The organism is Bacillus spongiae (assembly GCF_037120725.1).
In the GTDB taxonomy this organism is placed as follows: domain Bacteria; phylum Bacillota; class Bacilli; order Bacillales; family Bacillaceae_K; genus Bacillus_CI; species Bacillus_CI spongiae.
This window is the reverse complement of sequence record NZ_JBBAXC010000003.1, coordinates 20,678-45,571: the sequence shown is the minus strand read 5'-3', so window position 1 is coordinate 45,571 and position 24,894 is coordinate 20,678. Positions and strand designations below refer to the sequence as shown.

The 24,894-nt window shown below is 37.2% G+C and carries 24 protein-coding genes and 1 pseudogene; 9 read left to right on the top strand and 16 right to left on the bottom strand.

Annotation, left to right across the window (positions count from 1 at the left end; genetic code table 11):
* Positions 1 to 6: 6 nt before the first annotated feature.
* From WAK64_RS04470 to WAK64_RS04450, 5 genes are all read right to left on the bottom strand, one after another.
* The gene (locus WAK64_RS04470; RefSeq protein ID WP_336585745.1) at positions 7 to 951 is read right to left on the bottom strand and encodes a metal ABC transporter solute-binding protein, Zn/Mn family; all 945 of its coding nucleotides are present in this window, start codon (positions 949 to 951) and stop codon (positions 7 to 9) included.
* A 41-nt stretch (positions 952 to 992) separates the two neighbouring features.
* Positions 993 to 1,850, bottom strand: a complete 858-nt coding sequence (locus WAK64_RS04465) for a metal ABC transporter permease (protein WP_336585744.1) — start codon at positions 1,848 to 1,850, stop codon at positions 993 to 995.
* Between the two features lie 3 nt (positions 1,851 to 1,853).
* Positions 1,854 to 2,594, bottom strand: a complete 741-nt coding sequence (locus tag WAK64_RS04460; RefSeq protein ID WP_336585743.1) for a metal ABC transporter ATP-binding protein — start codon at positions 2,592 to 2,594, stop codon at positions 1,854 to 1,856.
* A gap of 859 nt (positions 2,595 to 3,453) precedes the next feature.
* Positions 3,454 to 4,758, bottom strand: coding sequence for an MFS transporter (locus WAK64_RS04455; RefSeq protein ID WP_336585742.1), 1,305 nt, complete (start codon positions 4,756 to 4,758; stop codon positions 3,454 to 3,456).
* A 24-nt stretch (positions 4,759 to 4,782) separates the two neighbouring features.
* Positions 4,783 to 6,087, bottom strand: a complete 1,305-nt coding sequence (locus WAK64_RS04450; RefSeq protein WP_336585741.1) for an MFS transporter — start codon at positions 6,085 to 6,087, stop codon at positions 4,783 to 4,785.
* A 154-nt stretch (positions 6,088 to 6,241) separates the two neighbouring features.
* Here WAK64_RS04450 and WAK64_RS04445 point away from each other — a divergent pair, with 154 nt between their 5' ends.
* From WAK64_RS04445 to WAK64_RS04420, 6 genes are read left to right on the top strand one after another with little or no spacing between them, the layout of a single operon-like run.
* Positions 6,242 to 7,339: an MFS transporter gene (locus WAK64_RS04445; protein ID WP_336585740.1), complete on the top strand. Its 1,098-nt coding sequence runs from the start codon at positions 6,242 to 6,244 to the stop codon at positions 7,337 to 7,339.
* Positions 7,339 to 9,498 (top strand): formate dehydrogenase subunit alpha, encoded by a 2,160-nt coding sequence (gene fdhF / locus WAK64_RS04440; protein ID WP_336585739.1) that lies wholly within the window; start codon positions 7,339 to 7,341, stop codon positions 9,496 to 9,498. Before WAK64_RS04445 ends, fdhF begins: the two co-directional genes overlap by 1 nt.
* The gene (locus WAK64_RS04435) at positions 9,491 to 10,063 is read left to right on the top strand and encodes a 4Fe-4S dicluster domain-containing protein (RefSeq protein ID WP_336585738.1); all 573 of its coding nucleotides are present in this window, start codon (positions 9,491 to 9,493) and stop codon (positions 10,061 to 10,063) included. Before fdhF ends, WAK64_RS04435 begins: the two co-directional genes overlap by 8 nt.
* Positions 10,060 to 10,563, top strand: coding sequence for a QcrA and Rieske domain-containing protein (locus WAK64_RS04430; RefSeq protein ID WP_336585737.1), 504 nt, complete (start codon positions 10,060 to 10,062; stop codon positions 10,561 to 10,563). The genes WAK64_RS04435 and WAK64_RS04430 overlap by 4 nt, the downstream gene beginning before the upstream one ends.
* A gap of 13 nt (positions 10,564 to 10,576) precedes the next feature.
* Positions 10,577 to 10,771: a hypothetical protein gene (locus WAK64_RS04425; protein ID WP_336585736.1), complete on the top strand. Its 195-nt coding sequence runs from the start codon at positions 10,577 to 10,579 to the stop codon at positions 10,769 to 10,771.
* Between the two features lie 18 nt (positions 10,772 to 10,789).
* Positions 10,790 to 11,110, top strand: coding sequence for a globin domain-containing protein (locus WAK64_RS04420; protein ID WP_336585735.1), 321 nt, complete (start codon positions 10,790 to 10,792; stop codon positions 11,108 to 11,110).
* Between the two features lie 42 nt (positions 11,111 to 11,152).
* On the opposite strand, the gene WAK64_RS04415 is transcribed toward WAK64_RS04420, so the two are convergent.
* The 4 genes and pseudogenes from WAK64_RS04415 to WAK64_RS04400 all read right to left on the bottom strand — a co-directional run bounded on the left by WAK64_RS04415 (position 11,153) and on the right by WAK64_RS04400 (position 13,406).
* Positions 11,153 to 11,890, bottom strand: coding sequence for an Mrp/NBP35 family ATP-binding protein (locus WAK64_RS04415; protein WP_336585734.1), 738 nt, complete (start codon positions 11,888 to 11,890; stop codon positions 11,153 to 11,155).
* A gap of 16 nt (positions 11,891 to 11,906) precedes the next feature.
* Complete coding sequence (locus tag WAK64_RS04410) at positions 11,907 to 12,266, bottom strand: hypothetical protein (protein ID WP_336585733.1); 360 nt, start codon at positions 12,264 to 12,266, stop codon at positions 11,907 to 11,909.
* A 162-nt stretch (positions 12,267 to 12,428) separates the two neighbouring features.
* Positions 12,429 to 12,597, bottom strand: a pseudogene (locus WAK64_RS04405) (GTP 3',8-cyclase MoaA); the annotation flags it as partial.
* A gap of 224 nt (positions 12,598 to 12,821) precedes the next feature.
* A complete protein-coding gene (locus WAK64_RS04400; protein WP_336585732.1) occupies positions 12,822 to 13,406 on the bottom strand; it encodes a molybdenum cofactor guanylyltransferase in 585 nt (194 codons plus the stop codon).
* 1,100 nt (positions 13,407 to 14,506) lie between these two features.
* On the opposite strand from WAK64_RS04400, the gene WAK64_RS04395 reads away from it, so the two are divergent.
* The 3 genes from WAK64_RS04395 (at position 14,507) to WAK64_RS04385 (ending at position 15,923) form a co-directional block, all read left to right on the top strand.
* On the top strand, positions 14,507 to 14,653 hold the full coding sequence (locus WAK64_RS04395; protein ID WP_336585731.1) for a hypothetical protein: 147 nt from the start codon (positions 14,507 to 14,509) through the stop codon (positions 14,651 to 14,653).
* Positions 14,654 to 15,005: 352 nt separating this feature from the next.
* On the top strand, positions 15,006 to 15,470 hold the full coding sequence (locus WAK64_RS04390; protein WP_336585730.1) for an immunity 26/phosphotriesterase HocA family protein: 465 nt from the start codon (positions 15,006 to 15,008) through the stop codon (positions 15,468 to 15,470).
* 129 nt (positions 15,471 to 15,599) lie between these two features.
* On the top strand, positions 15,600 to 15,923 hold the full coding sequence (locus tag WAK64_RS04385; RefSeq protein WP_336585729.1) for a hypothetical protein: 324 nt from the start codon (positions 15,600 to 15,602) through the stop codon (positions 15,921 to 15,923).
* A 309-nt stretch (positions 15,924 to 16,232) separates the two neighbouring features.
* On the opposite strand, the gene WAK64_RS04380 is transcribed toward WAK64_RS04385, so the two are convergent.
* From WAK64_RS04380 to WAK64_RS04350, 7 genes are all read right to left on the bottom strand, one after another.
* Positions 16,233 to 17,300, bottom strand: coding sequence for an enoyl-CoA hydratase/isomerase family protein (locus WAK64_RS04380; protein WP_336585728.1), 1,068 nt, complete (start codon positions 17,298 to 17,300; stop codon positions 16,233 to 16,235).
* Positions 17,301 to 17,314: 14 nt separating this feature from the next.
* Entirely contained in the window at positions 17,315 to 18,100 is a 786-nt protein-coding gene (locus WAK64_RS04375) for an enoyl-CoA hydratase-related protein (protein WP_336585727.1), read from the bottom strand.
* 49 nt (positions 18,101 to 18,149) lie between these two features.
* Entirely contained in the window at positions 18,150 to 19,604 is a 1,455-nt protein-coding gene (locus WAK64_RS04370; protein WP_336586007.1) for a CoA-acylating methylmalonate-semialdehyde dehydrogenase, read from the bottom strand.
* A gap of 19 nt (positions 19,605 to 19,623) precedes the next feature.
* Complete coding sequence (locus tag WAK64_RS04365) at positions 19,624 to 20,511, bottom strand: NAD(P)-dependent oxidoreductase (RefSeq protein WP_336585726.1); 888 nt, start codon at positions 20,509 to 20,511, stop codon at positions 19,624 to 19,626.
* Between the two features lie 15 nt (positions 20,512 to 20,526).
* The gene (locus WAK64_RS04360) at positions 20,527 to 22,233 is read right to left on the bottom strand and encodes an acyl-CoA dehydrogenase family protein (RefSeq protein ID WP_419465889.1); all 1,707 of its coding nucleotides are present in this window, start codon (positions 22,231 to 22,233) and stop codon (positions 20,527 to 20,529) included.
* Positions 22,234 to 22,514: 281 nt separating this feature from the next.
* Entirely contained in the window at positions 22,515 to 23,432 is a 918-nt protein-coding gene (gene prpB, locus WAK64_RS04355; protein WP_336585725.1) for a methylisocitrate lyase, read from the bottom strand.
* 12 nt (positions 23,433 to 23,444) lie between these two features.
* Complete coding sequence (locus tag WAK64_RS04350; protein ID WP_336585724.1) at positions 23,445 to 24,881, bottom strand: bifunctional 2-methylcitrate dehydratase/aconitate hydratase; 1,437 nt, start codon at positions 24,879 to 24,881, stop codon at positions 23,445 to 23,447.
* Positions 24,882 to 24,894: the final 13 nt, after the last annotated feature.

The following is a 24,894-nucleotide window of genomic DNA, read 5'->3' as shown; positions in this document are numbered from 1 at the left end:
TTATAATTATTTCTTTAAACCGTCCATGATGGTCTTAATATTCCATTCCATCATCGAAAGGTACGTATCACCATCTTCACCTGGTTTAGCTAGTGAGTCTGTAAAAACTTTTCCCATAATCGGAACATCGGTTTCTGCTGATACTGCTTCCATACTACGGGCATCAATGCTCGTTTCTAGGAATAAACCTGTAATTTCTTTTTCGTTTATAATATCTACAATTCTCGTAATTTGATTCGGTGTACCTTGGTTTTCCTGGTTAATCTCCCAAATGTATTCAGCCTGAAAACCATAAGCTTCACTAAAGTACTTGAATGCTCCTTCACTTGTGACAAGAACACGCTCTTCTTCAGGAATTTCACCTAATTGCTGAATGGCATTATCATGTAATTCTTGAAGTTTAGCAATATATTCCTCCGTGTTTTTTTCATAGACCTCTTCATTTTCAGGGTCGACTTCAATCAATCCATCTCTTGCATTTTCAGCATATTTAATCCCATTTCTAATATCTAACCATGCATGAGGGTCTTCTTCTCCTTCGTTTCCTTCCGTCGTTAAATACATGACTTCAACGTCTTCGCTCATTAGGAAAACAGGTGCATCTTTACCGTCTTTTCCTGCCGTTTCCATCAGGTTATCAAACCAAGAATTTCCTGCTTCTAAATTCAGGCCATTGTAGAAAACCGCGTCGGCATCCGTCGTTTTTTTCACATCTTGAGGCAGTGGATCATACTCATGAGGATTTGATCCAATTGGCGCTAAACTGTGTATCTGAACTAAATCTCCGCCCACATTTTTAACGATGTCATAAACAATCGAGTAGGTGGTAACGACTTGAAGCTTATTTGAATCTTCCTCTGTACCTCCATTTGTTTCCTGATTTCCACAAGCAGATAACAACATAAGGGATATAAATGTAGCGACGATAAGAAAAAACCGATTCTTAACCATTTAATTTTCCTCCAAATTCAATATATTTATAGAATGAATAATTAAGTAAGTGAAGCTCTTTTCTTCATCATTTTTAATTGCTTCCATATTAACCCGTGTTTTGGTGAAAATAGGAAGATAAAAATGAAAATTACCGTTGCAGAAATGACAATCGTTGCTCCGGAAGCTAGGTTATAAGTAAAGCTGAAATAGAGTCCTACAACGGAGGAAATGACTCCTATTCCCGCCGCAAGGAAAATCATGATTGATAAACGATCTGTTAAAAGGTATGCCGCAGCTGCTGGAGTGATTAACATCGCTACAACAAGTACAATCCCTACTGTTTGTAAAGAAGCGACCGTCACCATTGTTAGGAGAGTCATAAGAAAATAGTGAATCAAGCGAACAGGTAATCCGTAGGCAGCTCCCATCGTTTCATCAAAAGATGTAACCAATAATTCTTTATAAAAGAGGTACACTAGGGATAAAACGACAATGCCGATTCCGAGTGTAATCCACATATCAGATGTTCGAACTGCAAGAACGTTACCAAACAAAATATGGTACAAGTCGGTACTACTTTTCAGCATCGTAATAACGATAATTCCCGCTGCAAAGGCTGCTGTGAACATAATTCCAATTGATGTATCATGTTTAATTCGGCTGTTCTGACTGACAAATCCGATTGCGATAGCTGTAGCAACTCCGCTAAGTACGGCCCCGAAGAAGAAGTTGATTCCGAGCATATATGAAATTGCTACTCCCGGTAATACAGCATGGGAAATTGCATCTCCCATTAAAGCCATTCCTCTTAAAATAATAAAACATCCGATGACTCCACAGATTATTCCAACCATAATGGACGTTAATAATGCTTTTTGTAAAAATTCATATTGCATAACTGCTTCAATAAAAGCCATTCATTACACCCCTATCTCTTTCATAAAAGCAAATTGTCCTTTGTAAGCTCTTTCGATGATATCAGATTGAAAAACCTCGCTAACCTCACCAAAGCTTATTAATTCTTTGTTTAGTAGGATGAGTTGGTTGAAATAGTCGTTGGCTTTACTGAGATCATGGTGAACGACGATGACTGTTTTCCCATGGTCGGTCAGTTCCTTTAATATTTTGACAATTGTTTCCTCACTGGATACATCAACCCCTACAAATGGTTCATCAAGGAAAAATAATTCCGCTTTTTGAGCGAGGGCTCGTGCTAAAAATACACGCTGCTGCTGACCCCCTGATAGTTCACCGATTTGGCGTTTACTAAAGTCTTCCATACCGACTCGTTCTAAACATTTCATTGCCCATTCCTTATCTTTTTTCGTCGGTCGTTTGAAAAGCTTTAGGTTAGGAAATGTACCTAGAAGCACGGCATCAAGGACACGAATGGGAAAATCCCAATCAATATCATTACGCTGTGGGACGTAGGCAATCTTTTTTCGTACTTCTTTTATGCTTTTACCGAGCACTTCTACATCGCCTTTATCTCTTGGAATAAGGTTCAACATTGCTTTTAAAAACGTTGACTTTCCTGCGCCGTTGGGCCCTATAATTCCCACAAGATCACCAGACTTAATGGATAAGCTGACCCCTTTCACTGCTTCATTTCCGTAATAAGAAACATGTAGATCGTTAACGGAGATAGCTGTATTCTTCATAATTTATCCTCCTTTAAAGTGGAACCCCTGTAAAAGCTTTATAGTACAAATCATTTTTGTTTTGGTATATCTTAAAAGAATTAGCGAAGAGCATTTATTTTTCCTTCGTCCAACTTTTTGAGTAAAAAATAATCTTTGATTATGGATCATGTGAGACAACAAAAATTGATGTATTCTCAAAATGTTTCCCTAATGCAAAATAATATAGATTGACTTATAAAAAGTCAACTAAAAGATTCTAAAATCTATAAATTCTAAATATAAAACTTATAGTTTGGATGTTAAATAGCTTTATTTATCTTTTTCTTTAATATGTAGTATATGCAGTACTATCTAGAATAAGTGCCTATACAACGAAAATAAGCACCTTGCTACACAGCCTTTAAGTTAGTGTACTAATAGCACTACGATAATTATATTTAGATCGTTTATATACAGGGATACTTAACAAAAGAAAATATACCGACAAAACACATTTAATTCTGACAATTGTGAGTATGATAAAGAAACAGATACCTATATTTGCTCTAATCATCAATTTCTTTATTATTCTGTTCGCAATGACCGTACAGGCTAAGAACAGAAGTTCAAAATCTAAGAGTGTGAAGACTGTTCATTGTACAAGTACAAAAGAAGGCAACAATTGAAAATGGAAATCGATGTAGAACCAACTATTGAATTTTTGAAGGCAAAATTGTATTTCTCTCCATTTTCTGTACGTGGGTGGAAAACCGAAGGCAGAAAAAGAAACAACCGTCGCTTGGAGTTTACCTAGAAAAAGCCTCACTAGTATTTCGGCATATCCTTGTTAACTATACTGATACAACTAACAAGGAGATACCCCTTAAGCTAATATCTTTTAGCATTTCATTTCTGCATTTGGCCTTGCATAATAAATCCATAAAATAATTGAACATAAAAAGTAATAGGAGATAAACACATAAAGGGCAGGTTGTGGCCCTCCTGAATATTGAAACGACCATCCAAATAGCTTTGGTATAAAGAAACCACCAAAAGCACCTATGGCTGCACTAAACCCAATAGCTGCAGGGGTTTCTTTCGGTCCAAATATGATTGGAATCATACGAAATATTGAGCCATTTGCAATTCCCCCGGCTAAAAAAAGGATCATAAACATTATAAAAAAGCCAACGAAACTCTTTGATTCACCTACAAAATAAACCACACCAGCTGTTGCAATCATCATTGTAATGACTGAGGCAAATGTGACGATAGCCCCTCCCATTTTATCAGCCAAATAACCACCGACGGTACGAAAGCTTGCACCTAATAGCGGACCTAAAAATGCAAGTTGTAAAGCATTCACCTCAGGAAACTCCTTGTTTATTAGTAAAGGAAAAGCAGCAGAGTACCCGATAAAAGAACCAAAAGACATAATATATAGAATAGTAATTAAGTACATATGTTTACCTTTGAATACTTGCGCTTGCTCTACTAAAGAAACCTTTGGTGAAGGTAAATTATTCATTCCAAAAAAGGCAACAATTGAAATGAGTATTAAAGGAAGAACCCAGATTAAAGCGCCATTTTGTAACCATATATTTTGGTTACCTGATTCTAAAACTAAAAGTTGCGGTCCACCTAATAATGTTCCAAATAAAGGGATTCCTATAGCAATTGGAGCTACGAGCTGAACCATACTGACACCGAGATTACCTATCCCCCCATTAATACCAAGAGCTGTTCCTTGCTTTTCCTTTGGAAAATACGGCCCGATATTAGCCATAGACGAAGCAAAATTAGCTCCTCCCACCCCACAAAGAGCTGAAAGTATTGCCATTGTTATAAATGGCGTATTTGTATTTTGGATTGCAATTCCAATTCCAATAGCAGGTATGATTAAAATAATCGTACTAATTACTGTCCAGGTTCGACCACCAAGATAGGTAATAGCGATTGAGTAAAACATCCGAAGAACAGCACCAACTAATGCTGGAATAGCGGTTAACGTAAACATTTGATCTGTCGTATATGTAAATCCAACCTTAGGGAGATTAATCGTCATAACAGACCACATTTGCCATATACAAAATGCTAGGTGAAGTGCAATAGTAGATATCCAAAGGTTTCTCGTTGCAATTCTTTTTCCTTTATGTTCCCAAAATTTTTTATCGGAAGGATCCCACTCTGTTAATCTTTTCATTTTAAGTCCCCTTAACCATTATATTTAACATTTTACCTCTGCGTTTTTTCTAGAATAAAAGTACCAGCATACTAAAAGGCTTATAACATAGTAAGCAAGGAATAAATAAAGAGCTAGGTTTGCTGACCCCGTTGAATTAATAGACCATCCAAAAATCTTTGGAATTAAAAAGGCCCCATACGCCCCAATAGCAGCGATAAACCCTAACACTGGTGCAGAAAGCTTTGCTTTGTCATCAACAAAAATAAAGGGAACCATTCTGAAAGTAGAACCATTTGCAATCCCTGTTGCCAAGAATAGAACGATGAATGAGATAAGAAATCCGGTAAACTGTTGATTGTTAAGAAAGTATATGACGCTTAACGTTGCTGCTAACAAGAGGATTGTATCGTAAAAGGTAACCTTTGCTCCGCTTCCTATCTTATCTGAAATCCAACCACCCATCGGTCGTATAGCTGCCCCTACTAACGGGCCTAAAAATGCTAAACCCGCTCCGCCTGAATCTGGAAACTCTTGTCGGATCAAAAGAGGAAATGCTGCTGCATAACCAATAAACGACCCAAAGCACATCGTATACAACCAAGCCATAATCCACATATGCTTTTCTTTAAAAATGGCGGCTTGCTCCTTAAACGATTGTTTCATTCCAGGCAAATTATCCATTCCAAAAAAGGCTAATATGGTAAGAATAGTAATTGGCACAACCCAAATAAATGCTGCGTTTTGCAAGAAAATTTCCGATCCATCTTGTAAAATTTGCGCTCCACCTGTTAGCATTCCGAGCCAAGGTGTAAAAATAATGATAGGCGTAACAAACTGGACAATGCTTACACCTAAGTTCCCAATACCAGCATTTAATCCATTTGCGGTCCCTTTTTCTGCTTTCGGATAAAAAGGAGATATATTCGCCATAGAACTTGAAAAATTTCCTCCACCAATTCCACAAAGAGCTGCAAGAATAGACATGGTCATAAAAGAAGTTTCTGGGTTTTGTACAGCAAACCCGATTCCGATGGCTGGAAATAAGAGTAACCCTGTACTAATAACTGTCCAATTTCTTCCTCCTACGATTCCGGGCATAAATGTAAAGAATATACGAAATGTTGCACCCACTAGTCCAGGTAGTGCCGCTAAAGTAAATAACTCATTTTCAGAAAATGAAAAGCCCACATCATTTAATCTTACAGCTGTTACAGACCAGATTTGCCATACGATAAAGGCAAGCATTAAAGCAAAAATTGAAATCCATAGATTTCTTCTTGCATGACGTTTTCCTTCTTGTTCCCAGTACACTTTATTTTCGGGATCCCATTGTGTGATCCTTGACATGAATTAACCCCCTGGTATTCTTTTTTCCTTTTTATTATTCTTTTCAATCATTTTCGTATACAGAAATTAATAGAAAAGAATCTCTTTTGTTAAAGTATAGTTCAAGAAAATATTGGAATAATAACGAGGAATTTATTGAAAAGGGGCAATAGTGATGGATTTTTCTCCATACGAGGAATCATTTTTATTCACAAAAAAGTCAGCAAGAAATGCTTTTATTGTTTTAGTACTTACCTTTTTTTCTGTGTATATTGGATCCGAACAGTTTGGATATTTTGATATGGCGTTATATGGATATTTATGGGCAACCACTATTTGTTTCATCCTACTAACGATTAGAATCACCTCCTGGACACTTCGTCCTCCTACTAGAAGACTTTGGAAACAAGGAATTAAAATGATGCTTAGTTTAAAAGGATTGAAATTTATTTTCCAAACACTTTACTCTAACATCGGTGAACAAAAGTTTATTCGAAAACGTTCGGTTTACAGATGGCTTCAGCATTTCTTCATCTCTTGGGGAGTTCTCTTCTCCTTTGCCATTACCTTTGCTTTAGTGTTGAACTGGTTACACTTTGAGCTAGTAGATCAAAAAACATACGCAGCCGTTATGTTTGGGATCCCCTTATTTCATATGAAGGTTGATGGAATTTTTGCTTTTATCATTTATCACGGGCTTAACTGGACTGGCATTCTTGTCATTATTGGCTGCGTGATGGCCATGTACCGGAGGGTTACGGATCAAAAGAAAATTGTTGAACAATCAAAAGAATATGACTTTTTCCCACTTGTTCTCTTAATTGCTATTTCTATTACAGGATCCTTACTAACGGTTTCGGCAATGTGGATGGAAGGTTTCTTTTATATGGGAATCTCAATAATTCATCAGGTCACTGTGATTATCTTTCTTCTTTACTTTCCATTTAGTAAGTTCTGGCATTTACCGCTAAGATTTTTAGCCGTTATTGTACCGATGTACCATGCACTTGAGGAACAAAAACCATGCGCTAGATGTGGAAGAGAGTATGCAACCAATACTCAAATTAAAGATGTGCAGCTCTCTTTGAAAAAGCGAAACCTTCCTCTTCCTATCGATCAATCATGGCTTCATTTTTCAGATATGTGTTCAGAATGCAGAAGAGTAAGCCATCGTCTTGGAGGGTACGGAGCGAAAATTCACTTAGGGCAAAGTAACCTTGTATTAGAACCGAATCAGAGAAACGGGTTAGTTCAGCAGAAAGGAGATTCTTAATGGGACATATTCAGAATGAAAATTACTCGCAAAGAAATTATGAACCTATTAAACGCGATGGTGAAGAGCTCATATCAACACACTGTTGTTTTTGTGGAATGCAATGCGGGATGAATATTCGAGTCAAAACAGAGGACAAATCCGTTTTAGGAGTCGAACCACGTTACGACTTCCCTATGAATGGTGGAAGACTTTGCCCAAAAGGGGTAGCTGCCTATAGACAATCAGAACATCGTGAACGAATCCTACATCCACTAATTAGGAAAAACGGAAGTCTACAGCAGGCAACATGGGAGGAAGCATTAGATTTAATAACATCTAAATTTCTAGATATCCAAAATAAACATGGAAAAAATGCTGTTGGATTATATAGCGGCTCATCAATGACCAATGAAAAATGCTATTTAATGGGGAAATTTGCCCGGATTGGACTAGGTACAAAAAATATTGATTACAATGGTCGTTACTGCATGTCTTCCGCTTCTGTTGCTTTTAATCAAAGTGTTGGAATTGATCGAGGTTCTACCAATCCGTGGTCAGATATAAAAGAAGCTGATGTACTTGTCATCGCAGGATCCAATACAGCAGAATGTCACCCACTTTCCATGCCATATATTTGGGGGGCTAGAGACCGGGGCGCTAAATTAATTATCATTGATCCTAGACAAACCAAAACTGCATTAGTTGCAGATGTTCATTTAGATCTGAGACCTGGTACGGATGTGGCAATGGGGAACGGACTTTTACATGTCATGATAGAGGAGGGATTAGTGGATAAAACCTTTATCGAGCAGCATACAACCGGATATCAAGAACTAAAAGAAACGGTGAAATCTTATACCCCTCAAAGGGTAGCAGAAATCACAGGGGTAGCTCCTGAAAAAATTATAACCGCCGCCAGACTTTATGGAAAAGCAAAAGGAGGAATGGTTATGTTTGCACGTGGAGTTGAGCAACATGCTACAGGAACAGATGCCGTTTCAACTTACGTAAACCTTTCCCTCGTTTCAGGAAAAATTGGTAGAAAAGGATCTGGTTTTGCTACCTTTACAGGTCAAGGAAATGGACAAGGTGGGCGGGAACACGGTCAAAAGACAGATCAACTTCCTGGCTTTCGAAAAATTACCGACCCTAATGCACGTGAATATATTGCAAGTGTTTGGGGTGTAGAAGAGAAAGAAATACCTGGACCTGGAATGAGTGCATTCGAGATTCTACAACAACTGGGGAAAGAAATTAAAGGATTGTTACTAGTATGCAGTAACCCTATTGTCTCCTCACCTTCTGTCGGGGATGTTTCAAAGTATTTAAAAAGTCTTGAATTTTTCGTTGCCATTGACATGTTTATGTCTGAATCAGCAGAGCTTGCCGATGTGATATTGCCTTCTACCGTTTGGATTGAAGATAACGGTACTACCACAAATATTGAAGGCAGAGTGGTAAGACTAAAAGGAATTGATAGAAGGCCGGGTCAAGTAAAATCCGATTGGGAGATTATTTGTGAACTTGCTAAAAAACTAGGAAGAGAAAAATACTTTACCTATAATTCCCCAGAAGAAATATTTAATGAACTTCGTCTAGCTAGCAAAGGGGGAATTGCCGATTATTACGGAATTACCTACGAAAAACTCGATAAAATGCAAGGTGTGTTCTGGCCATGTCCTACGGAGGAAGATGAAGGAATGCCTCGCCTTTTTGAAGACAAGAAATTTAACTTTCCAGATGGAAAGGCTCGAATTTTAGCTTTTGAACATAAGGGACCAAATGAAAAGGTTAGTAAAGAATACCCTCTTATACTTTCGACGGGTCGTGTAGTCTATCATTATTTAAGTGGTAATCAAACAAGAAGAATTGAGGCACTTCGAAATTTCTGTCCTGACCCTTATGTAGAAATGCACCCTAGTTTAGCAATGAAATATAACATATCAAATGGTGAAATGGTACAGATTTCAAGTCCAAGAGGAAGTATTAAAGTCGTAGCTAAGATAACTAAGATTATTAGAGAAGATATGATTTTTGTTCCTTATCACTGGGGAAAACAGCTTGCAATTAATCATTTAACAAATCCTGCCCTGGAACCAAAATCAAAAATTCCTGAATTCAAGGTTTGTGCCGCAAAACTTGAAAAAATTGAATCTGTAGGTGAGAGACATGGGTAGTAAAGTACTCTATATAGACTATGAACGGTGTATTGGCTGCCGCGCTTGTGTTATTGGGTGCGAGGAATGTAGTGGACATGACCACTTATCAAGAATGTTCGTAGATGAGCTAAACCCTGGTGAGACTGTTGCCACTTCCCCTACCCCTTGTATGCACTGTGAAACCCCTGCATGCGCAGAGTCATGTCCTGTACAAGCCATTTCTGTAACAGAAGATGGGTTTGTTTTATCTGCATCTCTTGAAAAGTGTATCGGTTGCAAAAATTGTACATATGCTTGTCCATTTGGTATCCCAAGAGTCGATGACGAAAAGAAATTCATGTATAAATGTGACATGTGCTATGACCGCACTAAAGAAGGGAGACCTACGATGTGTGCTAGTGTTTGTCCAACAGATACTATTCAATACTTGGATGAGGAAGAGCTTAAAAACTTTCCATCAAAACCGGTTCAATTTAAATGGGATTTCGGGGGGACGGTTATTGAAACGAAGACAGTTGTTGGAAAGCCTGATACGAAAGAGCACCGTTTTGGATATTGGGATAATGAAGGAGTGTCATTATGAACAAAATAGAAGAGTACTTGCGTAAGTTAGCTTTCAATTATAAACGAGAAAGAGAAATCGATTTAAATAGGAGAGGATTTATTGCCTCTACCCTTTCTCTAATGGGCGTACTTTTCATAAGTTCCACTCCTCTTTTGTCACTTGCAAAAATAAGGGAAGAAGAAAGTGATGAACTTAAACTGTTTATCGCAAATGAAGAGGACTTACAAGTTGGAGATAGTGTGTCATTTTCTTATCCAGAAGAAAATGACCCAGCACTTCTAATCAAAATTGCGGATAATGAGTATCGCGCCTATAACATTAAATGTACCCATTTAATGTGCCCTGTATATTGGGAAAAAGAATCACATGAGCTTGTCTGTCCTTGTCACAATGGCTTTTTCAACGTAGAAGATGGCTCAGTGATATCTGGACCACCGCCTAGAGGATTACCATCCATTAAGCTTGCTTTCAAGAACAAGGAAATCTATGCAATTGGTATAGAACAAGCTCAACATTAGGAGGTTATATGAAATGAAAATGGCTTGGTGGATATTTATGAGCCTAATAACGGTTCAAATTATTCTTACTCAATTCATGGTTGAAGAATTTTTAGCAGGGTATTACCATAACTTAACTTACTACGTTTGGTCGTTAGGCTTTATGTTTGCCTTAACGATAATCACCTTTTTATTTTTCAAAAAAGCCGATAAAGTGCTTGATCAATAAAAGGAAGGAGTCTTTATTATGCATAATAATCGTCATCTTGAATTAAAGGAACAATTCTTTCAAAATATAAAAAAGGATCCCTCATTACAAGAAATATTCCAAAATGCTGATGAGGAACGATATAGCCATCACCCTGACACATTTTATTCCCACGTTTTTCATAATGAAACATATTCAAGCAAAAATATTGAGAGAGCCCATGCTCATCTTGATATTACGGATGAACACTTTGAGGCAATGATTGAGCATTTTTTGAATGCTATGGATTCTTCAGAGGACCGCGAAATGGCCAGACGCTCCTTAGGAAAACTAAGAGAACATGTCATTCAAAAGAAATAGCTACAAAATAAGAACCACAGCGCGTGAACTGTGGCTCTTTATTTATGCGATAGAATCATCTACTTTTGTTGCTAAATCCTTATATTTATCATATAGTAGGTTCCCTTTTTTGTAGATAGAAGGTTCAAAATCGGTTTCATTTGGTGCAATTATTGGCAATCTTGCAATTAATTCGGTTCCTAATTTAGAAGCCAATTGTTCCGATCCGCCTTTCCCAAATATATAGTATTTTGTATCGTAGTCTGGTGGCTGAAAAAATGACATATTCTCTACAATCCCTAAGAACTGATGTTTATTTTGAAAAGCCATTTTTCCTGCTCGTTCTGCTACGTGTGAAGAGGTTGGGTGTGGGGTGGTAACAAGGATTTGATGTGAATTTGGTACCATTCTATTCACATCCATCGCTACATCCCCCGTTCCTGGCGGCATATCTATAATGACATAATCAAGGTCTCCCCAAATGACTTCGTTGATAAATTGATTAATCACCTTCCCTAACATGGGCCCTCTCCATACTACAGGATCATTATTTTTTACAATAAATCCCATTGACATAATTTTAATTCCATGTGATTCAACAGGTATAATCTTATTATTAATTGATTTTGGTCCATTACTAATATTCATCATACTTGGAATACTACTTCCATATATATCAAAGTCTATCAGCGCTACCGCTTTTCCCATTTCACTTAGAGATACTGCGAGATTTGCTGAAACCGTAGATTTTCCAACGCCACCTTTTCCAGAGTTAACTGAAATAACCTTTCCTGATAACATTGTATTGACTCCTCCTTTATTGACAGTTTTCCATAGACTGCTTAATATAGACTATCCATTCATTCCAATTTCGAATCATAAAGGCAGATTCACCTGCTTCTGTGTATCCCATAAAACTTTTTGTATCATCCACTTCTGCCTTTAGTTTTTTTTGTATATCCACAATGACATCGTGAATTATAATGAATTCCTGTAATTCAAGATCCGGAGAATATTGTAAAAGAACTACATCCTCATGAGCTTGAATCGTAGCCAATTTCTTGTCTGCCTTTGCCAAATAGATAAAATATTCACTCTTATCTTTATTTCTTATATATGGTGATGAGTAACCGGAAAATGATTCGTTTGTTGGAACCACTATCTTTGTTGTTAACATTCCTATCCAACTCCTTATCTAATTAACATTATGGACAACCTAACAACAAACGCATACTAACAAACACAAACAAAAAAGAGAGGATTTCCTCTCTTCTTTGGTTACATTAATATTTCTGTTAAATCAATTAATTTCCACCTCACCATTTAGAACAAAAATTATTATTTTCTCTATTTCATCGAACGTTAATAGCTGGTTTTCATTTAAAGATATGAAATCAGGTCCAATGATTTCAGCAGGCATACAATACCTACACCTTAGAGTACATTAATCTATAACAGAGATACGGAATATCTCGTAAAGGTCGACCATAAAAATGCCTTGCTTCAATTGATTGTTTCTTTATCTGTATTAGTCCACCTTTTATTTCAAAGGTATGGTATGGATAGACTTGAATATATATGACTTTTTTTAAAATTGCCCATCCCTTTATACTCTTGGTTTCCTTTGTATACCTTTTTAGCCAGTTGTATTCATTTCTGCATTTAAAAATCGTTTTATTGTCTTCTTTTAGGTACTCTTTCAGCACCTAAGGATTTTCATCACAAGATTACCTTAATCTAATAATTTATAGTCAACAAATGAATTAATATTTTTAAAGCACACTGGATCAACTCCTAATGTCTTTTCAGAAACCTGCTTAATATTTAGTTGATTAATCGTATCACACATTCTAAAATTCACTTGATCTAATTGACTCTTTATTAAGGGTCTAACATTGTTCGAATACATTGCAACAAGTGGCTGTAATCTTCCTTCAATGTAAGGAACAATGCCATCAAAAAGGACCGATTTACCCTGAGAAATTTTACTTATTATATCACTTGTTATGTAAGGAACATCACAAGATAAAACAAAATACCAATAGCTTTCTAACGTTTGCATTGCAGTAAAAATCCCAGCAAGTGGACCTAACCCCTTATACTGGTGAAGATCCTCAACTACTAATGCATTACTATTTTCCTTAATCCAACTTGTTAGTTCAGGATGACTAATGACCACTACTTTATCAACATGGGGTGTTAATGCATTCTCAGCTATTCGAAAAAAATACTCTCCTTTATATGTAGCTTTTGCTTTAAAACTTCCAAATCGCCTTGAAGCACCACCGCTTAACACTACTCCGACAGTATTATACATGACTTAGCCTCTCTTACTTTGTTCTGATACCATTCTTTAAATTTTTCGTCCTTCCAGAAGAAAATATAACACCTCTTTTAACTGTCTCAAAAATCTCTTTCATTACTACCATCTCAACACTCTAGTATAGGTGGATTATCCCTACTTCTAAGTAAACCTTAGGATATATTGCTTGTTTAACACCTTCTAAATTATTAGGTCGAGGTGAGTCAAATCATTAAAATTTAATATATTTCCCAATTTATATTCTAGATTAGGAATGGGAATGTTCATGTTCCTTTCACTTCTGATATAATTACCCCTTCTTTCTGATCAAAATCACTGTCTTTGTCTTTTACGAAATCTGAAATACCGTCCCCATGAGCCCACTTTTATCCAATGTTTCGTTACATTACAATTTTTGGATGTAACGTTGTTATTTCGAAATTATTGTATCCAGCTACTTGTATAATGTTGACCCATCTTTCAACTCCTCATGACATGGTGTTTTTGAGCTGTTTTGTTTTATTTTGAGACAGTAAAATAATAATGAAATCTCACAACAGTCAAAAGCTCTTTGTTTTATACAAACATACTGCCCAAAATATGAGGTAAATATATTATCAGAATTAACTCACTTTAATGAACAGGGTCGTACGAAAATGGTGAATATATCGAAATAAAAGTAAACGACCAAAGTGTCAAAGTACAGTCTAGTATCATGGTAAGTACCTCTCAAAACAACTTCAAGGAATTGTAGCTACTAAGCAAACTTCTTCACTTTATCCAATATGCTATCCGTTTCCTATAGACGGTGTTGATATAACTAGTATCTGCTTATTTAGGCTTCGCATGATTCAATTTATATCTTTCCTCTGTCCCCCATAACCTTTAAAGGTTATAGGGGGTTAAAACAAAGTTTGATTATATGTAAGAAAGGGCGATCAAAAATTCTTTTTAAAGGTTAGCAGGATTTTTTTTATTTCAGAAATGGGCCATTATCTTGAAGACTTGAATTCGAGATAATACACAGAGGTAATAATCAGAAAATTTTCAAAAAAATTAGAGGAATTACATGATTTTTGTCGAAATGTAATTATATGCAAAAAGGTGGTGATAATATGAAAAAATTCAATAAAATAGCATTAGCATCTGTAGTTTCTTTTGGGTTACTTGCAGGGTTTGGTGGTTCTACTGTATCAGCAGGAACTCCAATTGATCATCCAGATTGCATCCAAATAACTCCTAACTATTGGTTATGTGGATAATTAATATTAAAGTAAAGAGGCTGGGACATAACTAACTTCAAAAAATGAGAGAGGTGAATTTGAGAATACTCAATTTCACCTCTCTTTATTTTTAGGGTTGAACAATTTTATTATCTTAGTTTTTGGCAGGATTTTCTTATTCTAGATAAGGGCTCAATTCAGGAGTATTATAGGGCCCTTTCTGAAAAGTGCCCTATTTTTGAATAGCACCTTTTAAGTGATTGGATATTTATGTTAATATCATTGGTGGTAATGAATTTTCAGTTTACTCTTATGAGTATGTTATAGATTTACCTGGGTGAAGTGTGTAACTTTGTTATAATTAGATAACTTAATTAAGGGAATGAGTGTAATGGCATTTGATTTGTTAATAAAGATGCAACCATCGAGAAAGCAAAGAAAAGAAGGTGAAGTATTTGCAATTCAGCCTTTTAAAAATACTTTTTACTATGGGAAAGTAATAAGAACAAAACTTCCAAGTAAAAGTCTCATGGTGAAAGGAATGAACCTAATTTACATTTACAACCAACACTCAAAAGAAATGAAAATACCAATGGAACTGAACCCTAATAATCTTCTAATCCCACCACAGATAGTGAATAACCAGGGTTGGTTAAAAGGATACTTCCAAACATTAGATATACAACCTATTTTAGAGGAAGAACGATCTATCGACTTTGGTTTTTGGGACATAAAAGTTAAAGAATATGTAGATGAAGAAGGAGAACGAATAAACCGCGTTCCAGCTCTTCATGAAGATTTTGGTGTAGGAAGTTATGGTTCAGTTGGATATTCAGTGAAAAAGTTTTTGAAGTAACGAGCGTATCAAAAATGGAAGTTATCACCAATATTAATCTTCGACAATTAGGCGCAAGCGTTGAAAATCATTACCCTTCCTAACTCTTTTATATTCAAGAATAAGGTTTGTGGAGAAAGGTGTGAAAATTTGAAAAAGAAAAAAAGACTTTTTAAGGTTGGATTGCTGGCATTAATAGCAATAATAATATTACCTCCAATATTAGCACCCTTGGTACACGATAATGATTCGCCAAGGTCTGCATTAAGAGAATCCATTTTAAAAGCAGGGCATCCATATCAAAGTTTTTTTGCTTTAATAACTAAGGGTGATTATAAAGATAAAGACTACGGACAGCGGTATAATGTATATTGGATTGACTACGATAGTCTTACTGGAGATACGGCAACTATTTGTTATACAAAAGAAAGAGAAAGTGAAAAGTATGAAGTTTCTTGTGGTACAGGTCCATGACTAATGAGTTCAACTTCATCAACTATTAGTTGCTTTAATTGAAAGGATTTTTACTAGTTATCTCAAATTCAAGTCTTCGTTCAGGCGCGATTGTCGAATAACAAAAGTAGAAAATGACTAAATTTTTTTTACAAAAACTCACATTTAATCTTTATGCGAAGAATCCGTTTAATCAATCTTTTTTTAAATGGATTCTTTTTGTTAGCAATAATATTAAGTTCATGAGATGTTTTTGATCACACTTAACACAATATCTGCTAATAAACACTAAAAAAAATCGCTCAATTTTTGAAAATTGAGCGATTTTTCTTATTTACTAATATCCTGGCTCCTCTTTAAATGAAAGAACTGTTGAACCATTTCATCCGGGACATCAGAAAGTTGTTGATAAACATATTGAGGAGCTTGATCTTTATCAATCAGAATAGACCGTATTCCTTCATAAAAGTCATTGTGCTTCAAAAATTTTTTTGCCAATACAAGGTCTGTTGCAAAGCATTCTTCGACCGTTTTATCAACACCATTCGTCAACTGCTTTAACGTTATTTTTAGTGATGCTGGTGATTTAGACAATAGTAACCTCTTTGTTTTAGAAGCAAATTCGCTTGAATCATGTGCTAGCGATTCAATAATCTCCTCCATTGTGTTAAATGAAAAATGAGAATCAATCTCGCTTTGGATTGGAGAAAGGACAGCTTTTTCAGAAGGTGTACAAGAATACTCCTCAACAAGTTCCTGTAACCGATGTTCTACACTTTTACTTTGCCAGTCTGTCGCTTCAATTTTTGCTATAAATGCCTCTAAGTGTGCACTGAGCATATAGGAGTCTGCCCCATTAATATATAAAACATCAGGTGCTTGAATGACAGATGCTGTTAAGGCTAAATATCGACCAATATGTCCTGGTGCACGATTTAAAAAGTAAGCTCCTCCTACATCAGGAAAGAACCCAATATTCATTTCAGGCATCGCCCATTTTGTTCTTTCCGTAACAATGCGATAGCTAGAACCATAAGTCAATCCCACTCCGCCACCCATGACAATTCCATCAAGGAGGGCAACAATTGGTTTCGAATACGAGTAGATTGCCTGATCCACTTGATATTCTTCTTCAAAAAATCTCTCAGCCTTCTCTAAAGCCGATTGACTAGATTGAGCCTTATAGAGAGCTTTAATATCACCGCCCGCACAAAAACCTTTCGTACCTGCCCCTCTCATCACAATGACTTGAATGGCATCATCACTTTCCCATTCTTCTAATTTTGTACGCAACAGAGACAACATTTCATAAGAAAGTGAATTAAGTACTTTAGGGCGATTCAACGTAATTGTCGCTACACCATTTGAACGAACGGAAAAAAGCACTTCATTTGTCATACTTACACCCCCTTTCACGAATGATTAAATGTAGGTTTTCGCTTTTCAATAAATGCATTGACGCCTTCTTTTGCATCATTTGTTAAGAATAATTCAGCAAACCGAGCTCTTTCCATTTCAAGACCTACCTCTAACGTTTCATGATTACTTAACATAATACATTCAACTGCTCTTGAAACACTTGTCATGCTTTTCCCTTGAACAAATGCTTGTGCCACCATCTGTGCCGTTTTCAACAATTCTTCCTTACATGCGACGAGCTGAATAAGTCCCAGTTGAACAGCTTCATCTGCCGATATTTGCTTACTAGAAAGGATCATATCCATAGCAGTTGCTGTATTGGTTAACCTACTTAACCTCTGTGTTCCACCAAATGTAGGAAGTAACCCTAACTTTAGTTCTGGTAGCCCAAGCAAAGCATCGTTTGAAGCTATACGATAATGACACCCCATCGCTAATTCTAATCCGCCTCCAAGTGCAGGACCATTTATAGCCGCAATTACAGGTTTCATCATTGCTTCAATTTCATTGCAAAGCGCCTGTCCGGCTTTCGCCATTTGAAGGGCCATCTCCTTGTTCTCAAAAGCTTGTACAAACTCTTTAATATCCGCTCCAGCCACAAAGAAACGTCCACTTCCCGTAAGAATGATGGCATTTGTTCCATCATCATGAGACAGCTCTTCAAAAATTGAACGTAGTTCATGAATACATTCAGTTGACAATGTATTAGCTGGCGGATTATCTATCGTAATTGTGGTAATAAAATCTATCGTCTTAACCTTTGCATACGTGTAATCCATTCTCAAGCCCCCTCTTTTTCGTATTCAATCCTCTGTTTATCACCTAGCACTAAAACCAACGTTCCGTCACGACTTTTTTTCGAGTATAAAATTGCACACCATCTTTTCCATTTGTTCCAAGGTCTCCAAAGAAAGAAGCTTTGTTTCCCGCAAAGGAAAAGAATGCCATTGGAGCAGGTACATTTACATTTACTCCAATCATTCCAGCATCTATTTTTTCTCGAAACGCTTGAGCGTGTTTCCCATTAGATGTATAAATAACAGCGCCATTCGCAAACCTAGATTGATTTGTTAGCTCGATACCCTCTTCAAGGCTTTTTACTCGAACGACACTTAATACGGGAGCAAATATCTCATCTTGCCATATTTTCATTTCCGAGTTGACATGATCGAAAATGGTAGCTCCTACGTAAAAGCCGTCTTTATTTTCTTCAACATTACGTCCATCGACTACTAATGAAGCACCTTCTGTTACACCACTTGCGATGTATTCTAATACACGACTCTTATGGGTATCACGAATTAAAGGGCCGACAAAATTATCCTCATATCGTCCATCGCCGATTTTTAATTTTTGTGTTTCCGACACAAGCATCTCCATCAATTCATCGGCAACTTCCTCTACAACGGCTACCACTGAACAAGCCATACAACGCTCGCCACTGCTACCGAATGCTGCACCAATTACCCCTTGAACCGTTTTCTTTAATTCACAATCAGGCATAACGATGGCATGGTTTTTTGCACCTGCAAGAGCCTGAACACGCTTTCCGTGAGCAGTACCAGTTTGATAAACGTACTTGGCAACAGGTTCTGACCCAACAAATGAAATTGCTTTAATCTCAGGATGTTCTACTATACGATTGACAACTTCCTTACCACCGTGTACTAAATTCAAAACTCCTTTTGGAAAGCCAGACTGATAAAAAAGTTCAACAAGCTTTCCCGCTAAAATAGGGGTCCGCTCTGATGCTTTTAGAACGAAAGTATTTCCGCATGCAATGGCAAGCGGGAACATCCATAAAGGAACCATCATCGGAAAGTTGAATGGTGTAATACCGGCTACCACTCCTAATGGGTATCTCCAAATGGAACCATCAATTCCTTCTGCAATATTTGGGAGCGCTTCTCCCATCATTAAGTTAGGAGTTGTTGTAGCTAGCTCCACCACCTCTATTCCGCGCTGCACTTCTCCACGAGCATCTTTTAACGTTTTTCCATTTTCCATCGTAATAATTTGAGCTAACTGCTCTTTTTCTTGTTGTAATAGCTGTAAATATTTATATAATAGTCTAGAGCGTTGTGGGACAGGTCGTTGCGCCCACTCCTGATAAGCTCTTTCAGCTGCTTGTACAGCTTTGTCAACATCTTCTTTTTCAGACAAAGGGACATAAGCAATAATTTGCCCCGTTGCCGGATTTGGAACTGCTTCAATTTCTGTGCTAATCGCGTCTACCCATTCTCCATTAATATGGTTTTTCATTTTTTGGTCAGTGGAAATCATACTCATCCATCTCCTCTTCTTATAAAATAGTCGCCTGCTGCTGACTTATTTTCTTGTAAAGCACTGACATATCCTTTTCACCAAAGCCCTTTTGCTCAGCTTCTTCGTACATCTCAAATAAAATTTTGCTCATTGGCAATTTCAATTGCTGTTTCTCCGCTAAATCCAAGGCAAATCCTAAATCTTTTCTTAATAGCTTTAGAGAAAAACCAGGCTCATAGTGTTCATTAGCTATGAAGCTTTTGTAATTTCGTTCGTAAATACGACTTTGTCCGTAACTTACACTTAACATTTCAAACAGCTTTTCAAGATTAAGGTCGCTTTTTTCGGCTAAATTAAGTGCTTCACTAACCCCCGCTGTATAAAATCCGATGAGTAGATTGTTTATCAACTTCGTAGTCGTTCCACTTTCAATTTTCTCACTTACATGAAAAATATTTTCCCCTAACGATTGTAAAAGCGGTATGGAGCGATCATATGCCTTTTTTGGACCACCTACCATAAAGGTTAAGGTTCGATTCACTGCCCCTACTACTCCTCCACTGACAGGGGCTGCCAAAAATTCAATTCCTTTTCGTTTTGCCGCTGATTCAACTTTTTGATTGACTTCTGGTGCTACTGTACTAGTGTCTATAATTAATAAGCCTGGGCGACTGTTTTCAATTAGTCCCTCTTCTCCTAAATAAACAGTTTCAACCGCTTTTGAAGAAGGTAAGCTTGTTATGATCACTTCACAGAGTTTAGACAAATTTGGAAGAGAAATGCCAATGATTCCTCCGAATTGTTCAAAAGCAGCTTCTGCCTCACTTTGTACATCGACACCATACACTGTATAACCAGAATTGAGCAAATTTTCAGACATAGGAAGGCCCATATTTCCTAAACCGACAAAACCAATTTTATTCATTTCCATTCTCTCCATTCATTTAAAGTATCGAGGGTTATGAATGATCTCTTTCGCAATATATCTTTTCTTTAGAAACAAGTTTTGGTATAGAGGGACAGGTAATCTACGAATCTCATTTATCTGTCTTTTTCGTTTGTCTTCATCTGATTCAGCACCCGACATGATGGTTATAGCCGCCTCTTCTACTTGTCGATACCTTTCCTCACATAAGACATCCGTTATCCACCGCTTCATTTGGTCATTTACTTGACCATTTTTCTTCCTTGTTTTTTCTGTCCGCGATAAAGCAGACTCGATAATATATATATCTTTCACCATATCAGCTAACAAACGTGAATATTCTTGCTCCTTTGTCAGTTCTACATTTGCCAAGGAGAGTAAGGATCTTTTCAGTAACTCCTTCGCTAACAAAATGTACTGATGATTCCTTTCTTCTTTGTTATCAAGTGACATGCTCATACTTGAAAGCTTTTCTTCGGAACATTCCTTTACTAATTGTTTGGATATTGTTAAGCGATTAATTTCATTTGTTCCTTCAAATATTCGACTAATCCTCGCATCCCTATATAAGCGTTCGATTTCATAGTCTTGCATATAACCGTACCCACCATGGATTTGAACCGCTTCATCAACGATTTCACTTAACGTTTCAGAGCTATTGACTTTATTAACAGCACACTCTAACGCAAATGAGGAGAGCTTTGTGATCAGATCACTCTCATTTCCCTGAATCACCACGTTATCTAACTCACCTGCTGTTCGATAAGCGGCACTTTCTGCTCCATAGATTGATACTGCCATGTTAGCAATCTTTTCTTGTATTAGCGTAAAATTCACAATAGATTTATTAAATTGCTTTCGCTCTTTTCCATACTCTACAGCAAGCTGAAGTGCTTGTTTAGAAGTACCTATATTAGAAAATGCTAGTTTCAAACGAGCCATATTTAATATATTTAAGGCAACATGATGCCCTTTCCCAAGCTCGCCAAGTACGTTTTCTTTCGGTACTAATACATCTTCTAAAATAAGTGTCGCAGTTGATGATCCTTTAATGCCCATTTTCTCCTCTTCAGGACCGATTGAAACGCCATCATAAGACCTCTCTACAATAAAGGCTGTCATTCCTTCATTTGTTTGAGCAAAAACGACATACACATCTGCAATCTGAGCATTGGTAATCCATTGCTTTTCTCCACTTAAAAACCAAGCTGTTCCATTCTCATTCAACACCGCGCTTGTCTTCGGATGAAGTGCATCAGAACCCGCACTTGATTCGGTTAAAGCATAAGCTCCAATCCAGTCACCAGAAACAAGTTTAGGCAAATATTTTTGTTTTTGTTCCTCATTTCCAAAGTACACATACGGCAATGTACCCACACCAGCGTGAATATTATAGGAAACACTGAAAGAACCACCGAAACCCATTTTCTCAGCAATCAGTCCAGCTATCCGTTTATTTAAAGCTAGCCCCCCATACTTCTCTGGTACTTCAACACCTAATAATCCAAGTTCTCCTGCTTTCGAGAACAGCGTACGTGTCACATCATAATGATGTTTTTCAATCGCCGAAATATGAGGTGTAACATCCTGCTTAATAAAAAGTTCTGTCGTTTTAGCAATAAGCTCCTCTTCATTAACAAAATCTTCTGGTGTAAAGGGTATACTTACTTCATCTTGTTGAAACAAGTAAGAACGTTTCCACCTGTTTTCTATTTTACCCATATCGATCCTCCCAGCAGGTTATCTACTATCTATTAATCCCGTTTCTTGTCTATTTAATTTTCATTTTTAATCTATTATATAAATGGTTATTTGAAGAGAGAATCACACTCATAGCGCCTTCATTTTCCAATAGCTAGATGTCTAAAAGAGGCTCAAACGATGCAGCGTGCATTCTATTTTTCAACAAAAGAAGGCGATCATTCATACCATATCACGCTTTTTATTTTGTCAATGATACGTATAATCGCCTTCTTAATGTGCTATTCATAGTGATGAAATAATTATTTCTTTAGTTCTTCATTCGGTAATTTCGTTTTGGCCATCTCACGGTCTAAGTCTTCAAATTTATAATATGAAATGGTTTCATACAGTTCTTTCCGTGTTTGCATCGTTAAAAGGGCATCTTGTTGCGACCCTTCGTTCTTTATCAACTGAAACACTTGCTCGTATGCTTTCGCTGCTACTCGAAGAGACGTGACGGGATAAATCACCATTTGAATCCCCATATTCGCAAACTCTTCTGCTGTATAATATGGCGTTTTTCCAAATTCAGTCATATTTGCAAGCATTGGCACTGTTAACTTTTCTGAGAATAGACGAAACTCTTTTGATGACTGAAGTGCTTCAGGGAAAATAGCATCTGCTCCTGCTTCTATGTAGGCACGAGCTCTTTCAATAGATGCCTCCAATCCTTCAACCGATCGTGCATCCGTACGTGCTATGACAATTAGAGAAGGAGCTACTTCTTTGATTACCTTAATTTTTTGAATCATTTCTTCCGTGGAGACCAACTGTTTCCCGTTTAAATGCCCACATTTCTTCGGTAGCTGTTGATCTTCAATTTGCACTGCCGCTACATTTGCTTCTAACATTTCTCTCGCTGTTCTAGCAGTATTCAAAACGCCTCCAAATCCCGTATCAATATCTACCAATAACGGTAAATTAGTTGCTCGGATCAAATCCTTTGCTCGCTCTGCCATTTCTGTTGACGTGACGATTCCCAAATCAGGCAGCCCTCTGCTTGCTGTATAAGCTGCTCCTGATAAATAAAGCGAAGTGAATCCTGCTTCTTTGGCAACTAATGCAGCCATGGCATCATGAGCACCTGGAATTTGCAATATATCCGGGGATAACATTAGCACTCGAAATTGATCCGCTAGCTGTTTTTGATTCATTGGTTGATCAACTAACCAAGCCATTTTGACCCCTCCTCACAATAAAAACAATTCAACAAATTGGTTGACGTTCATTTTTTCTAGCTTATCTTGGTTATAACAAACCTCTTCAATCTTCTTCTGATGCTTACTTGGGAAATGGGTTTTCAAGTTATTTGAAAACTTATTCATTATTTTTGGAATGGCTTCTTCTCGACGGAAGCGGTGCCCTAATGGGTATTCACATTCAATCCTTTCCGTAGCTGTTCCATCTTTAAAGTGAACTTGAACTTGGTTGGCGATTGAGCGCTTGTTCGGATCTAAATAATCAAAACTGTATTGTTTATTTTCAACCACTTCCATTTTTTCGCGTAATGAATCAATTCTTTCATCAGAAGCCGTCTCATTTTCATAAAATTCAGCTTTAATATCTCCTTTAATAAGGCCAATAGCCGTAATATATTGTAAACAATGATCTCGATCCGCTGGATTGTGCAATGGACCTTTTTTATCAATGATGCGAATGGCAGATTCATGAGTAGTAATCGTAACCTTATCAATCTCATCTAATCGATCTATCACTTGAGGGTGTAGCTTAACCGCACATTCAGCTGCTGTTTGTGCATGGAATTCAGCAGGAAATGATACTTTAAATAACACATGCTCCATCACATAGGAATCCAGTTGACGACCAAGCTTTAATTCCTTTTGATTGAATAAAACATCTTGAAAGCCCCAACCTGGTGCAGAAAGAGCTTGCGGATAGCCCATTTCCCCTTTAAGAGCCTTGATTGCTAAGTACACCCCTCTACTAGTTGCATCCCCTGCTGCCCAAGACTTACGAGATCCCGTATTCGGAGCATGTCTGTACGTTCGTAAACTAGAATTATCTAGCCAAGCATTTGATAAAGCGTTGATTACCTCATCTCTTGTTCCGCCAAGCATATAGGTAACAACTGCTGTCGTTGCCACTTTGACAAACAATACATGGTCCAGTCCAACACGATTTAAACTATTCTCTAATGCCAAAACCCCTTGAATCTCATGGGCTTTAATCATCATTTCCAGTATATCTCGAACAGTTAAAGGCTTCTCTCCCTCTGCAATGCGAACACGGCTAATATAATCTGCAACGGCCAAAATACCCCCAAGATTATCAGAAGGATGCCCCCACTCTTCAGCAAGCCATGTGTCATTATAATCTAGCCATCGTATCATACAACCAATATTAAAGGCCCCTTGAACCGGATCAAGAACATAAGAAGTTCCTGGCACTCGACTTCCGTTTGGAACCGTAGTTCCCGGAACGACAGGACCAAGTAATTTCGTACATTCTGGATATTGTAAAGCAAGGATTCCACACCCTAAAGTGTCTAACAACACATAACGTGCCGTTTCAAAAGCCTCTGAGCTTATAATGTCTTTATGCAGCACATAATCTGCAATTTCCTCTAATAAAACGTCTACCTTTTTTTCTTCATTCGTATTAATCACGTGTATCGTTCCT

What these genes read in the sequence shown, in the direction of transcription:
- WAK64_RS04400 (WP_336585732.1), bottom strand. Translation starts at nt 13,406, where the DNA reads ATGTATAATACTGTCGGAGTAGTGTTAAGCGGTGGTGCTTCAAGGCGA.
- WAK64_RS04425 (WP_336585736.1), top strand. Translation starts at nt 10,577, where the DNA reads ATGAAAATGGCTTGGTGGATATTTATGAGCCTAATAACGGTTCAAATT.
- WAK64_RS04470 (WP_336585745.1), bottom strand. Translation starts at nt 951, where the DNA reads ATGGTTAAGAATCGGTTTTTTCTTATCGTCGCTACATTTATATCCCTT.
- WAK64_RS04360 (WP_419465889.1), bottom strand. Translation starts at nt 22,233, where the DNA reads ATGGGTAAAATAGAAAACAGGTGGAAACGTTCTTACTTGTTTCAACAA.
- WAK64_RS04395 (WP_336585731.1), top strand. Translation starts at nt 14,507, where the DNA reads ATGAAAAAATTCAATAAAATAGCATTAGCATCTGTAGTTTCTTTTGGG.
- WAK64_RS04380 (WP_336585728.1), bottom strand. Translation starts at nt 17,300, where the DNA reads ATGACAAATGAAGTGCTTTTTTCCGTTCGTTCAAATGGTGTAGCGACA.
- WAK64_RS04465 (WP_336585744.1), bottom strand. Translation starts at nt 1,850, where the DNA reads ATGGCTTTTATTGAAGCAGTTATGCAATATGAATTTTTACAAAAAGCA.
- WAK64_RS04460 (WP_336585743.1), bottom strand. Translation starts at nt 2,594, where the DNA reads ATGAAGAATACAGCTATCTCCGTTAACGATCTACATGTTTCTTATTAC.
- WAK64_RS04370 (WP_336586007.1), bottom strand. Translation starts at nt 19,604, where the DNA reads ATGATTTCCACTGACCAAAAAATGAAAAACCATATTAATGGAGAATGG.
- prpB (WP_336585725.1), bottom strand. Translation starts at nt 23,432, where the DNA reads ATGGCTTGGTTAGTTGATCAACCAATGAATCAAAAACAGCTAGCGGAT.
- WAK64_RS04450 (WP_336585741.1), bottom strand. Translation starts at nt 6,087, where the DNA reads ATGTCAAGGATCACACAATGGGATCCCGAAAATAAAGTGTACTGGGAA.
- WAK64_RS04435 (WP_336585738.1), top strand. Translation starts at nt 9,491, where the DNA reads ATGGGTAGTAAAGTACTCTATATAGACTATGAACGGTGTATTGGCTGC.
- WAK64_RS04430 (WP_336585737.1), top strand. Translation starts at nt 10,060, where the DNA reads ATGAACAAAATAGAAGAGTACTTGCGTAAGTTAGCTTTCAATTATAAA.
- WAK64_RS04420 (WP_336585735.1), top strand. Translation starts at nt 10,790, where the DNA reads ATGCATAATAATCGTCATCTTGAATTAAAGGAACAATTCTTTCAAAAT.
- WAK64_RS04410 (WP_336585733.1), bottom strand. Translation starts at nt 12,266, where the DNA reads ATGTTAACAACAAAGATAGTGGTTCCAACAAACGAATCATTTTCCGGT.
- WAK64_RS04390 (WP_336585730.1), top strand. Translation starts at nt 15,006, where the DNA reads ATGGCATTTGATTTGTTAATAAAGATGCAACCATCGAGAAAGCAAAGA.
- WAK64_RS04455 (WP_336585742.1), bottom strand. Translation starts at nt 4,758, where the DNA reads ATGAAAAGATTAACAGAGTGGGATCCTTCCGATAAAAAATTTTGGGAA.
- fdhF (WP_336585739.1), top strand. Translation starts at nt 7,339, where the DNA reads ATGGGACATATTCAGAATGAAAATTACTCGCAAAGAAATTATGAACCT.
- WAK64_RS04415 (WP_336585734.1), bottom strand. Translation starts at nt 11,890, where the DNA reads ATGTTATCAGGAAAGGTTATTTCAGTTAACTCTGGAAAAGGTGGCGTT.
- WAK64_RS04375 (WP_336585727.1), bottom strand. Translation starts at nt 18,100, where the DNA reads ATGGATTACACGTATGCAAAGGTTAAGACGATAGATTTTATTACCACA.
- WAK64_RS04445 (WP_336585740.1), top strand. Translation starts at nt 6,242, where the DNA reads ATGGATTTTTCTCCATACGAGGAATCATTTTTATTCACAAAAAAGTCA.
- WAK64_RS04365 (WP_336585726.1), bottom strand. Translation starts at nt 20,511, where the DNA reads ATGAATAAAATTGGTTTTGTCGGTTTAGGAAATATGGGCCTTCCTATG.